Annotated in this window: 10 protein-coding genes; all 10 read left to right on the forward strand. The window is 42.5% G+C overall.

Annotated features, from left to right (window positions below; translation table 11 throughout):
* The 10 genes from MSG36_RS09805 (at nucleotide 1) to MSG36_RS09850 (ending at nucleotide 13,123) form a co-directional block, all read left to right on the forward strand.
* Nucleotides 1–687 (forward strand): fimbria/pilus periplasmic chaperone, encoded by a 687-nt coding sequence (locus tag MSG36_RS09805; protein WP_102479224.1) that lies wholly within the window; start codon nucleotides 1–3, stop codon nucleotides 685–687.
* Between the two features lie 91 nt (nucleotides 688–778).
* Nucleotides 779–3,163 (forward strand): fimbria/pilus outer membrane usher protein, encoded by a 2,385-nt coding sequence (locus MSG36_RS09810; RefSeq protein ID WP_248367846.1) that lies wholly within the window; start codon nucleotides 779–781, stop codon nucleotides 3,161–3,163.
* Nucleotides 3,153–4,034, forward strand: a complete 882-nt coding sequence (locus MSG36_RS09815) for a hypothetical protein (RefSeq protein ID WP_248367533.1) — start codon at nucleotides 3,153–3,155, stop codon at nucleotides 4,032–4,034. The genes MSG36_RS09810 and MSG36_RS09815 overlap by 11 nt, the downstream gene beginning before the upstream one ends.
* Before the next feature lie 119 nt (nucleotides 4,035–4,153).
* Nucleotides 4,154–4,843: a response regulator transcription factor gene (locus MSG36_RS09820; RefSeq protein WP_248367536.1), complete on the forward strand. Its 690-nt coding sequence runs from the start codon at nucleotides 4,154–4,156 to the stop codon at nucleotides 4,841–4,843.
* A gap of 337 nt (nucleotides 4,844–5,180) precedes the next feature.
* A complete protein-coding gene (locus MSG36_RS09825; RefSeq protein WP_248367539.1) occupies nucleotides 5,181–5,498 on the forward strand; it encodes a cytochrome c in 318 nt (105 codons plus the stop codon).
* 553 nt (nucleotides 5,499–6,051) lie between these two features.
* A complete protein-coding gene (locus tag MSG36_RS09830; RefSeq protein WP_248367542.1) occupies nucleotides 6,052–7,011 on the forward strand; it encodes a DUF2860 family protein in 960 nt (319 codons plus the stop codon).
* A gap of 476 nt (nucleotides 7,012–7,487) precedes the next feature.
* Nucleotides 7,488–9,104 carry an MFS transporter gene (locus tag MSG36_RS09835; RefSeq protein ID WP_248367543.1) on the forward strand — a complete coding sequence of 539 codons (1,617 nt, stop codon included), beginning with the start codon at nucleotides 7,488–7,490 and terminating at the stop codon, nucleotides 9,102–9,104.
* A gap of 195 nt (nucleotides 9,105–9,299) precedes the next feature.
* Nucleotides 9,300–10,892, forward strand: coding sequence for an amidohydrolase (locus MSG36_RS09840; protein WP_248367544.1), 1,593 nt, complete (start codon nucleotides 9,300–9,302; stop codon nucleotides 10,890–10,892).
* 277 nt (nucleotides 10,893–11,169) lie between these two features.
* Nucleotides 11,170–11,343 carry a hypothetical protein gene (locus tag MSG36_RS09845; protein WP_248367545.1) on the forward strand — a complete coding sequence of 58 codons (174 nt, stop codon included), beginning with the start codon at nucleotides 11,170–11,172 and terminating at the stop codon, nucleotides 11,341–11,343.
* 127 nt (nucleotides 11,344–11,470) lie between these two features.
* Nucleotides 11,471–13,123 carry a M28 family peptidase gene (locus MSG36_RS09850; protein WP_248367548.1) on the forward strand — a complete coding sequence of 551 codons (1,653 nt, stop codon included), beginning with the start codon at nucleotides 11,471–11,473 and terminating at the stop codon, nucleotides 13,121–13,123.
* Nucleotides 13,124–13,371 lie beyond the last annotated feature (248 nt).

The following is a 13,371-nucleotide window of genomic DNA, read 5'->3' on the forward strand; positions in this document are numbered from 1 at the left end:
ATGAGACGTGATATTTGGGGTGCGCTAATTTATTGCTTTCTGTGTGCACAAGCGTTTGGCATAACACTGTTTCCAACCGTCATTGAGCTCAACACAGATCACAGAGCAACGTCGCAACTAGTTGTGACTAACAACTCAACACAAGCTCTCCCACTTGAAGCTAACGTTCGTCGATTAAAATTCTTATCTGATGGTACATTCGAGACATCTGATCTAGCGAGTGAAGAGATGTTTGTGTTTCCACCAGCGGCGATGTTGGCCCCCGGAGAACGTCAAGTATTCCGTATACAATGGTTGGGAAATAGAACACTCGAAACCTCTCAAAGTTATTTCATTCGTTTCAGTACCGTGAATATTGGACAGAACAACGCGAGAACAGATAAACCCATCGGTTTAACAACCGGTATCAACTTACAAGTTCACTACAATGCGTTGCTGCACATTCACTCATCGTCGTTAGAGCCTGACGTGAAATTGCGCATAGATGAGCAAGGCAAGCTAACACTCACTAATTCAGGATCGCGATTTACCTACACATCGTTACTTCATTTTGCGGGGCTCGAATCTCAGAGCCAAAAAGTACATGAGGCTTTAGGTGAGCAGTTTATTCCACCACGCTCCATTATTACTTTGCCTTCTTCTTTAAATTACTTACCAGTGGGCACTTATCATGGGCATGAAAACTGAACCCTATCACAAGATGTGGCAAATTTTGTATGTCTTGGGATTAGTACTTTTTTATTGTGCCGCCTTAAGTCCTACTGCTTGGGGCCAAGAAATGGTCTTAAACCCAACAGGACGAGATATTCAACTTACCTCGTTGCTAAGGATAAGTGACACCATACTTGGGGAAGCGGACATTATCATTACCGCAAACAACGAAATTTTGTTACCTAAGGAAAGTACACTCTCCCTCCTTTCGTCCGTCGTAACTCAGGAGGGCATTGGGAAGCTCAATGATACGACTGACGATGAGATGCTGTCACAGAACGACTTCGAGAGCGTAGGACTGGGGCTGAGTTTCGATTTCTCATCATTAGAATGTATCGTGACAGTACCGCCTGAATTTAGCCTAACCCAACAACTGTCTATGAACGGCGCAGATGATTTTTATAACTATGCCGAACCAAGTTTATTAAGTGGGTACGTTAACTTTGCCCTTTCGGCCAATGAGACCCAATATGTGGACCAGAATTCGTCAAGGCAAGATCTCTATCGCGGTCAATTCGACTCCGCACTTAACATTGGTTTTCTAAACTTTGAGTACGAATCCTATTTAGAAAACAGCTCATCACAAGATTCGAGATACGTAAGAGAAGGATCTCGTCTTAATATTGACTTTGCAGAGCAAGGCACACGACTTGTCCTCGGCGATATGTACAACAGTGGTCAATCTTTTCAGGACAGTACCGACATACTTGGTATTGGGTTAACGCGAGATTTCACACTCATTCCAACCAGAAATGCGCGACCACGAGCCAATCAATCATTCACCCTTCAAAGGGCTTCAAATGTCGATGTCTATATAGATGGGATTGCAGTCCAGCGATTAACACTAGGCGCTGGTAGCTATAACCTTAGTGACATACCTCTAGCGCAAGGTAGCAATGATATTGTACTCGTCATCACCGACCGCTCCGGGAATGAAGAACGCATCGAGTTCTCTGTTGCGACCGGGAACAACTTGCTCAATAGCGGTGAGTTTGAATATAGCGTCATGTATGGAGCACCCTCTGAATTACAAAATGGACAACTAGAATACCTAACCAACGAGCGTATTTTCCATGGTTATGTCGATGTGGGTATTAATCCTTGGTTAACGTTAGGTACCAACTTCCAAACCCGTGAAGATCTTTACCAATATGGTGCTACCGCGTTATTCGCTTCTACATGGGGCGTCACTGAACTCAATGCTTCGCGTAGCGAACACCCTACATTTGGAACTGGCGACGCTTACAAATTTGCGTTCGATGCGGAATTTTCCAATACGAATACGCTGTCCCCACAACTGAGTGTGAGCTATGAATATCTGACCAACAATTTTGCTGGGGTCTCAGGGGTTGATGCTTCCGATATCGATATCAACTTAACCACCCATTATGTATCTGCATTCAGCTCTATTTACCTTGGTCAGTCTTTACGCGCGGCCATGACCCTCAATTATCGCTCGGGAGTAGACAAAGAGAACGATTATTGGCTGATTAGCCCGAGTTTATCAGACGGACTGTTTGATACTCCCGCCACCTGGAGTGCACGCGTTAACTATCGGCATAACGCAACCGAAGACGATGATATCAGCACTACTGTCACCATAAGCTGGCCTCTTAGTCGACAAACTCGTGTTGTCGGTCGTTACACCACAGAGCTTAATGAAGCCGCCTTAGATTACAGCTATCAGAATAATATTGGTAACACAGGGGGGATGTCGGCGTTTGCGAGTGTCATTACTAACGAAGAAACGGATGCCGATATGGATGCTGGTATTAACTACACGGCTAACCGTTATGAATTAAACGCGACCCACGCTTCGCGGCTTGAAGACATTAGTGGTGAAACACGAAATCACAGTACTGATGTGACGATAAGTAGTGCCCTTGCTTTTGCAGGTTCATCTGTGACGCTCGGCAGACCAGTGCGCGAAGCATTTGCTATTGTTAGCAAGCACGAAAGCCTCGCAAAAAATGACGTGGCTGTCGACCCAACAAAAGATGGTGAGTACGCACGCGTTTACATTAAAGGAGATGCAAGTGCCATGGTTCCTGACCTTGTTGCTTATAATGGCCAAGTAGTCGGTTACGAGGTCGATAACTTGCCACCAGGGTATGACTTAGGCGATGGTGCTTTTTGGATTAAGCCTGGTTATAAACGGGGATTCCAGCTACAGATCGGATCTGATGCTGTATTAACTGTTATTGGCAAGCTATTCGATCGTCAAAGTAACAACCCTATTTCACTTGTCGCTGGTGTAGCACATCACCTTGGTGAGGCAAAACAGTTGCCGATTGACTTCTTTACCAATCGTAACGGCATATTCGCAATCTCTGGATTAAAGCCGGGAAAATATCAATTGGTACTCGACACTAAAGAACAAGAATCAGTCATCATTACCCTCAGTGAACGCAGTGACAACTTGATAAGACTAGGAGATGTTTATGTGGAATAAACAAGTTCTTTGGGGAGCCTTGTTCCTCATCGCCATAAGCCATGTACCTTCGGCATTGGCGTGTGAAGCCAGTGCCTTGGCTATTCAACCCGTCTCATCGAAATCACAATATGATGTTTTCAGCGCAGGAACGTTCGCAACAATAAACACTTACCGTATAGATGCGATCATAATTGGCGAACCCTGCAAATTAGACTTAATTTTACAACTTAACGATACCAGTCGATCGTTAAAAGGGGTAAACCAAGCAAAACTCGGCTTTGAATGGAGTGGGCAGATTGGTATGTCAGTGGCTAATCAATGGCACTTATCATTAACCGAAAACCAACCTTCGGCAACGATAAAAATGCGTTTCCCAAGTAAACAATGGTTAGCGTCAGGAACCTATCGAGGGTTATTGGAAGTCTCGCCTTCTTATACCTCAAATAGTAAACAAATAGAAATTAGCCCTAGTTCACTCCCGGTATCTGTTAACGTTCCGCCTGCTGCAAAAATTCATTTTTATGGATTAACCCAACAACATTATGACCTTGACCTAGGGACATTATATTCAAACAAGATTATTCGCTCTGCACCTAACTTATGGGTTCAAAGCAATACAGCTTATACCATCGTATTCGAATCATCTCATCAAGGAATGCTACGTCATGAATCTAATGAGACTAAGTGGGATATTCCATACCAACTTTCCCTCGATAGCGACAGAATAAACCTTGAGCAACTGGATGCGAGAATTCAACGTCTTGACGCTACGATTGGTCAACCTATACCTTTGAATTTTGTCATTGGTGAAACAGAGAACAAACCAGGAGGGAAATATGACGATATATTACAAATTTCTATTGAACCTCGACTTTCACAGCAACCATAATTATGCAATTATGCAATTATGCAATTATGCAATTATGTAAAAATTAAGCCGCAGAGCTCAATTTTATAAAACACAACGTCATAGAATCAAAACTTGATTTACCAGGCTCGGGATAAGTTATGCATAGAAATAATTTAAAGCACATGCTCCTAATTGGTGACAACGGTATTAACAACCAGTTTATTCAGCGCGAAATAGAAAAATACAGTGATTTTTCTTTTAGCAGAGAATGTATGACAAGCATTGGCCGCTCGAGTAACCGTAAGACTTTCGATGTCATCCTTATTAGCTACTTACTATTAGCAAATATCGAAGATATCAACATCATTTTATCAAAAATAGAATCAAATAAATGGGTAGTCTACGATGTTCCTGCTGACATTACCGGACAGAGTATTACCGTAATTCAATTATTCAACTTGTTTAATATAAAAGGAATCATCTATCAGGACGCTCCTATTGATCACCTTACCCGTTGTTTAAAAACAGTGTGTGACGACGATTTGTGGCTACCGAGAAAGTTAATGTCACATATTCTATCTAATAGACACGATTACACTTTCAAGTCAAAAGTAATACTCTCTAGCCTTACGAAAAGAGAGGTTCAAATATTTAAGCGCGTGATTAGAGGAGACTCAAATTTAGAAATTTCAAACGAACTATTTATTTCAGAAAGTACGGTCAAGACGCACGTATACAATATATATAAAAAAATAAATGTCACAAACCGCAAAGAAGCGATAAGAAAAGCATATTTTATCAATAGTTTAGAGACTATTATACAACCCGATATGAAGCTCAATGTATAACTACAATACAAAGATAATAGTAAATTAGAGTTACCAACAAGCACTATGGCAGTTGAGGAAAGTCCCCTTTCAAAGCTTGGTGCAAGTTCCCCCTTAACAAGTTTCTGCCCTGAGATCTAACAACTGCGCATCACAAAAACTCAAGCCTCACGACACGTTTCAACTCTATGACTCATAGCTTTTCAAAAAGCTTAGCAGCTCCCATTTGCGCACGACTTTCCTAACAAAGCTTTAAAAACTCACTCTAAACCATATGTAAATGCTCATCTATTGCAAATAGAACTTGAACTTCCCCTTAAGGTAAGCTTTATAGTCATGTTTTTACCGGAGTAAAAACGTGCAAAACCCATCCTTCGCTCTAATATTGCTAGCGCTATCCTTCAGCCTTCATGCCTCTGATTTTGGCGACGCTGAACTAGGTAAAGTAAAATCGCCAAGCTGCGTTTTTTGTCATAACCCCACCAGCCCGTCGACTGATAACTCGTATCCCAAGCTTTCTGGTCAAGATCCAACCTATCTCTTTAATACAATGAAAGCTTACCAAAATGGGGAAAGACAAGGCGACTACGCGGATATGATGCGAGCGCAACTGAGTAAGCTCAATGATCAAGATTTGAGAGACATAGCGGCTTTTTACGCTTCGCTTTCCAAATAACGCACTACCACCTACAAAGATGAATCACGGGGTGTGAATGAAGCTCGTCATAGCACGCTATCTAACAACATACACACGTTAAGTAAATACAATGCATGATTAGTGATTATGAGTTAGCGATCGTATTCATATAACAAGAATTAGATTTTAATTAAAAAGCATGAGGCCATCGATTACAACATTTATAACAATTCCATTAATTACCGATACTCCTTACCATTTTACCTTTCTACTCAAGGACCAAAAAAGCTAATTCCCGCCACTATCAATACTAAAAACAACAAAAAATAAAAGTGACAAAAAATAATTACCATTTAAATTCATGTGGTTACACTCACTTTTTGAAGTCACTTTTTGTAGTTAGCTTTATCCGCCTGATCTACTAATAATTCACTCCTAATTCATGCGAATAGCTCTCCAACTTAGAGGCTAGGTAGCATCCACGCTGCACTTTTCTTTTTTGACTACCATGTCTTAAGAAACAATTTAATGGACTGAATGTTTAAAGCCATCAATAAGGATGATTTAAAGTAAGCTTACTATTGAGATTGTTATGAACGCGATAAAATTATCTTTGGTTGCCCTGACTTCTATAACAACAGCACACAATGCATATTCTTTAGAGTGGAACCAATTCAGTGGCGAGATACTCTTTGCCACACTCTACACCCACTCTGATTCAAACCTCTACACTGAAGGCAACCCAAACTTAGGTAAAGATCAAAGCCGTGGTGATGACGGGAACAAAGTTATTGTTACCCCACTCGGTATTTTGAATTTTGATTTTGGTGAAAACCATGAGCACCGCTTGTATTTGGGTACCTCTCGTGATGACTTATCCGTTGGTACGTTGGCTTTCGAATTTGGTTATCAAACCAAGCTAGACTCCGGTACCACTTTTGATTTGGCATATCTGCCAACCGTGATTCCCGGTGAAGTTTGGACCAATCCTTACGACCTCGATGATGTTAGAGTAAAAACTGACGTAAACGGCGGTGCCGTGAGGATGAAACTGAGCAATATTTCACAAAGTAACCTGTCGCTAGACATGGCTTATGCATACGCAGAGGTCGATGAAGAGCATGTTCCCCATGAGCTTTTAGAGCGTGATAGCCAAGCGTACTACATCAAAGGACAGTACCTCTCAATGTTGAACGTTCAATCAGGTATTAACTATGGTGTGAGCTACACCTTTCACGATGCTGAGGGCAAAGCAAACCAACACAATAGATACGCTTTAGAAGCATCTTACTTTTTTGTCTCATCAAACTACGGCTTAGCTATCACTGGTAACTATGCTCATAGCGACTATCGTACCGACAATCCTGTATTCAATAAAACTAGAACGGATAATAGTTACAAACTGTTTGTTGCTTACGAATACAAGGATCTTGGAAGTTGGGATAACTGGAGTGTCGCAACTTTTATGGGTACGAGAAAGAACAATTCGAATATCGACTTTTTTACTCACCGCGAATGGCTACTATCAGCATCACTGAATTATACTTTCTGACGCTTCTTTCCATTTGAAATAACATCATACTTAGTATCCATAAAAAGAAGCCGCTACCTCCAAGACCTAGCGGCTTCTTTTTACCTTTGGCAACAATATTAGCAGCCACCTATAGCACTAACTTAACTTACGCTGGAAGCACTTTGCTACTAAAGCACAGGTCATGTTTCGAAATACGCTTAATTGGTCGCCTATCCCCAAAAATACTATCAATCCTTTTGGCCCGAAGATTTAAACAGCGGACGAGCAAACACACCTGTAAAGCCTGAGTATGATGGAACTACGATCCGCAGTTATACAAATCAATAACGCCACAAAACAAAAAATGACACGAAACAAATAAAACCAATACAAACAGCAACTTACAAAGTCACGACACTTTATTTTTTGTTGTTAGCCATAGTAGCTTATCACCTCAATAATAATCACCAATTCGACACACTATTCAAATAACAAATAAACAACCGAGGTATCTGATGAGTACAACTCTTGACGCTGAAATAAAAGGGACTGCAGGCAAAGCCAAATGGCTGAGCTTAGGCATTCTTATACTCGCCCAGTTAGGTACGATGCTCGACAACAGCGGGTTCGCCGTTGCAACCGAAGCATTGATCACTCAACTAAGCGCCACCATGCCCGAAATTCAATTCGCCAATGCGATGTACCCATTAATTGCAGGTGCAGGCATGATTGTTGGTGGTTTAACAGGTTTATTTCTAGGATGGGGACGCCAGCTCCGTTTAGGTGCATTACTGCTTGCTGCTTCTGGTGCTATTGCGGCTCTTTCACCAAATATGGATGTTCTGATCTTTGGTGGTCGTGTTGCTGCGGGCCTTGGTGCTGTGTTCCTGGTTCCTGCGATCTTGGCGCACGTCGCAGGGCTCTACCAAGGTAAAGATCAAGCAATCGCCTTTGCAGGTATCGCTGGCGCAGTCGGCGTAGCAACGGCTATCGTGCCACTCGCGATGGGAGCTGCGCTTGATAAGTTTGGCTTTACCATTTCTTTCTTTGGCGTTACTGCGTACTTCATTTTGGTGTTTTTCGCGACATTCAAACTTGAAGCAATGCCAAAAGCTAAGTTCGAAGGAAAGTTCGATATTGTCGGTGTATTACTATCTTCGGTCGGGCTACTTTCAACGATTGTCGGGCTACTGAAGATTTCAGACTGGGGGCTTATCGCGCCAATATCAGATGTGACTCTAATGGGCATTTCACCTGCTCTGCCTCTCGTCATCTTTGGCCTCGCGACACTATTTGTTCTCCTGAAATGGGAATCAAGTTTTGAAGCGAAACATGGCACCGCTCTGATTCCATCTGCGTTTATCAAAAACAAACAGGTTCTAATTGGTTTGTACTTATGCGCGATTGTATTTCTAATGTTCGGCTCCCTGTTCATCAACATAGCTTACGTGCAAGTCGTAGGTGGTGCCAGCGCTATGGCCGCCGGCCTTCTGATGACAATGTTTGCAATAGGTATGATTTTAGGGACAGTGATAGCGCCAGCTAAGATGGCCAACCTAACGGTAAGAACCGTTTGTCTGACAGGCTTCTCTATCTCTTTCATCGGGTTGATCATTGCAACATTTGGGATCACAGAAGCTGGTGTGAACGCACTGCAGCACATTGGCTTAGCTATCTTTGGTTTCGGTGTTGGTGTTCTTATGACTCAAGCTTCTATCACTGTAACGTCTGCATTAGAACAACGTGACGCAGAACAATCTGGTGGTATTCAAGCGACATCTCGCAATGTCGGTCAAGCATTTGGCGTAGCTGTTCTTGGTTCTGTGTTGATGTTCTCTTTGACTGGCAACCTGAAGAATGATGTAAACGCACATGAGGCGTTAACGGCTCAAACCAAACAAGCTGTACTCAATATCCCTGCACTACCTTTCACGAGCAATGATGACTTCCGTATGTTGATTTCCGACATTACAGCAAATGAAGTAGAGCAAGATATTATTCTCGCGATCAACGCAGAAGCACGCCATAACTCAGCAATCAAAACTATGTTAGCACTGATGTTGATCGTAGCTTCAGGACTCGTTATCTGTCGTGGATTACCGCGTCGCTCACTTATGCAGAACAAAAGTTAGCCCTACAAACCTACCCCATTTTTAACAAAAATAACCGACAAAAACGATTACCTAAGGCCACTACAGTAAAAAAGTGGTCTTACATCGGTAACACAAAGCGAGGCACAAACCATGATCGCAAGAATATTCAGAAAACTGTTCAGCAGTGAAACCAATACGTGTTCAACTTCTTCCTCTAATGCACAGGTATCGACAATGAATAACAATCAAACTCTCTATTTCGGTGGATCAATCCTAACAATGAACGACAACAATCCAAGCGTTGAATCGGTCGTCACAGAAAATGGTCATATTATTGCCGTGGGATCAGAACAAAACCTGAAAGCACAATTTCCGAAAGCAAAACTAATCGACCTGGCAGGCCAAACTCTGATGCCAAGCTTTATTGAGAATCACAGTCATATCTTACTATGCGGTAATATGGAGTCCATGCATGATCTGAGTTTCTTCAAATACCAAAAGCAGGACGAAATGATGGCTGCATTTCGTACGATGACACCAAATAAAGATGGTTGGTTGATGGGGATTGGCTGGGATGTCAAGAAACAAGAGATACCATCTTTAGCTGAGATCGATGCAACGCACCCAGAACTACCAATGTTTATTACAATGCAAGGCCACGGCGGTTGGTTGAACAGCAAAGCTATGGAAGAGCTGAGCATAACCAAAGACTCTGAAGTGCCACCAAATTCTGAATACATCAAAGATGAAAATGGTGAGCTTACAGGCATGATTTTGGGTCAAGCCGCAGTTATGCATGCCTATAAAGGGACATTCCCAACCCCAGAAGTGCGAGATGTTGTAGCAGCTTCTCAACAATATGCGCGTCAAGGCATCACTGTCACTTCAGACCTTATGATCATGTCTCCAAAAACACTAGGGACACTTGTCGAAGCTTCACGCGATGACAACTTCAACGTTCGTGTAGTGGGAGGGATAGTTAATAACTACCCTGACTTTGCTCAAGTCATTGCTCAGCGCGCTGAATACCAAACGGACAAATTCCGCATTGGTTTTTTGAAAGCCTTTACCGACGGTTCAGTACAAGGCGGCAATGCAGCAACAAAGTTGGAATATCAGAATGATGAGTTTAAAAATCTACCTCGCCCGTTATGGGGGACTCAAGAGATATTCAACCAAACTGCAGGGGCTGCAGCTCAGTTAGGTATCGACTTTGTTTTCCACGCTAATGGAGAACAAGCGCTCAGTGCAGCGTTAGACGCGGTTGAACACGCTCGTAAAACTGCACAAGAAAACGGTCATGACGTAAGTAATTTCATGTCTCTAGCACACCATCTTTCATTAACCGAAACTCCACAATTTGAACGCATGAAAGCGCTAAATACTCGCCCTAGTTTCATTATGGGTCACCTTTACTGGACTGGCGGTCAGATTATTCACGACTACTTCAAAGATGAAGACCTCCACCATACGTTCAAAGTTAAGACAGCTGTTGACCATGGCTTACACCCGACACTGCACAATGACGCACCAGTAACCCCAACTGCACCATGGCAGTCAATTAAAGCAGCGGTAACCCGCGAGACATATACAGGTGATGTGTTGAATGCCGAAGAAGCGATCACAGTGGAGCAAGCAATAAAAGGTTATACCTTGTGGGCTGCTGAACAATTCAAAATAGAAGAGGCGCACGGTACGCTAGAGGTAGGAAAAGTGGCTGACATGATGATTGTTGATAGAAACCCGCTTAACATCTCACCGAGCCAGCTAGACAAGGTACAAGTCAAAACTACGATTATGTCTGGAAACGTGACCTACCAAGCCTAGCTTCGGCGGATTCACTCATTCTAAAGCCCCTATTAAAGGGGCTTTCTTATAGTATTTCGCGTAACCAGTGGATGTACTCAATAACACATGCCAACACGAGTTACCGCTTAATCACATGAGACAACATAACAACGCCGTTCGGAAAGCGTTCTATTGCAAGCCAAATTAATCAGGTGTTCATCTACCCTGCTGCCCCTACATCATCAGTATGGATCAATACCCCTGATTCCGCGCTTTAAAAATACTGCTACAAATCAATATTAAAGGGATTCATGCCATGTTAAAACGACTCTTTCCTTTATTCCTGTTAGCTTTTGTAACCTATTATTTTTCTTACAACACAGGTCTAAAGATACTAAGCGCAATCGACACAGCAAAAGAAAACAACCAAAACATTGAACAACAAACGTTTGAAATCGGTGATTTCTTTGACAATCAAAAGCTAATGTAATTCATATTAAACAGTAAGTTAACTATAACATAAAATGACATAGATTTTGTTACTTTAGTTTCGTTTCCGGAGTGCCCTCGGCTCGATAGTATTAAGTCAAATTAATAACTAAACACAGAGGTCATAAATGACTAACCCTACCAAAAAGCCAACTCAAAACATGGCAAGCTCTCCTGAAGAGATGATCAAGATTTTATCGGATATCTCATTTCAAAAACCAGAAGAGCTTCGCCAAACAATGCAAACTTTGCATGAAACCCATTTCCATGCCCTTGAAATGGAAGAGACACTGCGACCTTACGTCAAAGACAGTACGTTCGATGATATCCTCGCAGATGACATCGAAAGCTTCGCGATGAAACTTGTTGATATTTCAAAGCAGTCACGTGCCGATGGCAACATCTTGTGGGGACGAATTCAAGGAACCCAATATGAACAACAAGCCCAAGATCTCGTCGCACAAACGCTTCGATCATTTGGTATTGATGACGTACGCCAAGATGAATTCCCGATCCGCACCCCACAGTGGCTTCCAACTCTCAATGAATTGACTGTTACGGTTTCGAACGAACTGACCACGCCCCATACCTTCAACGAAGCAATTACACCGTTCCCATCGGGGCAAACACCTGCAGAAGGCGTTGAAGCTGAAGTTATTTATGTTGGGCAAGGAACAGCAGCTGAACTATCAGGCAGAGATTTGACCGGCAAGATAGTGCTTCTGCAAGCCGATTTCTCAGGTGGCGGCCCAATGTATTCCAGTGCACGAACCGCCTACTCACGTATTGCTACTGGCCAATATGGTATGCCGGCCGGTGTTATTGCTTGGTGGACTTTACCAGGTGCAAAACAAATAGCGACACGAGTAGGAGCTATGGGTGGCGGAGACTCAGTCGGTACAGCACTGCCTTGGATCTCATTAGGTTACGATGATGGATTGTACTTGAGAAAACTGCTAGATCGAGCAGAACAAGATCAGCCATTGAAGATTAGAATGTGTGTACAAGGCGAAATGGAAGATGGCTCTGTCCGTTCGTCATCCAATGTTTACGGTTTTATTCCGGGTACATCAGATAAATATGTTGTGATGACGTTCCATTCGGATAGCTATTTCTATGGCCTACATGACAACGCAGGGACTGCAGCAATGGTGATGGCAGCAGCCAAGCACTATGCCTCTCGCCCGATAGAAGATCGAGGACACGGCCTACTCATTCTGTCTGTGGGTGATCACGAACATCCTGGTGTTGGCGCTACGGATCTATTCATTGAGCAGAATCACCAATTTGTTCGCGATAATATGTTGATGGTGTTGCGTCCGGAAAAGCTTGGCCTAATCGCTCTAACGAAAGAAGGACCAATACAAGCTAAGAGCAACCAAGCGATTCCAGCCATGCAACTTATAACCAACCGTAGCCCCCGTCTTCTTAATATCTTTAAGAAAGCGGTCGATACATTTGCTCTACCAACCGCTGACTTTTATTATCAAGATCCTGCTGCAGATGAAACCCACTTTCACCCGCCATTTTCGAAATTCGATGACCTAGAGGCTATTTCCACGGGCTGGGCTATCTCTAGCTACGCATATCATTCAACTGCCGATTATGACTTGGGATTAATCAGCTTCAAGCTGTTAGAAAAATACGCAAAGGCGCATATCTTTATTGTCGACAGCCTAAATGGTCTAACTAAGCAAGACTTGTTGGAAAATGGGGCACAACTACCTGAACATTCAATCTATTCTTCTGAATTGTTCAAAGTTTATTACGGCAATTTTTAAAAGACCAAAGCGAATCGATTGACAGCATCAAGGTTAATCAATTACTAGGACCAAATAGTCTAATCAAAGCCAGCCTTTTCGCTGGCTTTTTCACATATCTATCAAATTCAAATGATATGAGACCTAACTCCCCTCGCCTACTCATCACAAAAAGCTTAAACAACTTATTACATTAATTGCCAAATAACATGACACCAAAATATGACAAAAAACGTTAAGGCACTGTATTAATTAAATTTATTACGAAC

Source organism: Vibrio sp. 1CM8B (assembly GCF_023161685.1).
GTDB lineage: Bacteria > Pseudomonadota > Gammaproteobacteria > Enterobacterales > Vibrionaceae > Vibrio > Vibrio coralliirubri.

Bases quoted from the DNA above. Each gene is read 5' to 3' on its own strand.
- MSG36_RS09805 (WP_102479224.1), top strand. From the start codon at position 1: ATGAGACGTGATATTTGGGGTGCGCTAATTTATTGCTTTCTGTGTGCA.
- MSG36_RS09810 (WP_248367846.1), top strand. From the start codon at position 779: ATGGTCTTAAACCCAACAGGACGAGATATTCAACTTACCTCGTTGCTA.
- MSG36_RS09815 (WP_248367533.1), top strand. From the start codon at position 3,153: ATGTGGAATAAACAAGTTCTTTGGGGAGCCTTGTTCCTCATCGCCATA.
- MSG36_RS09820 (WP_248367536.1), top strand. From the start codon at position 4,154: ATGCATAGAAATAATTTAAAGCACATGCTCCTAATTGGTGACAACGGT.
- MSG36_RS09830 (WP_248367542.1), top strand. From the start codon at position 6,052: ATGAACGCGATAAAATTATCTTTGGTTGCCCTGACTTCTATAACAACA.
- MSG36_RS09835 (WP_248367543.1), top strand. From the start codon at position 7,488: ATGAGTACAACTCTTGACGCTGAAATAAAAGGGACTGCAGGCAAAGCC.
- MSG36_RS09840 (WP_248367544.1), top strand. From the start codon at position 9,300: ATGAATAACAATCAAACTCTCTATTTCGGTGGATCAATCCTAACAATG.
- MSG36_RS09845 (WP_248367545.1), top strand. From the start codon at position 11,170: ATGTTAAAACGACTCTTTCCTTTATTCCTGTTAGCTTTTGTAACCTAT.
- MSG36_RS09850 (WP_248367548.1), top strand. From the start codon at position 11,471: ATGACTAACCCTACCAAAAAGCCAACTCAAAACATGGCAAGCTCTCCT.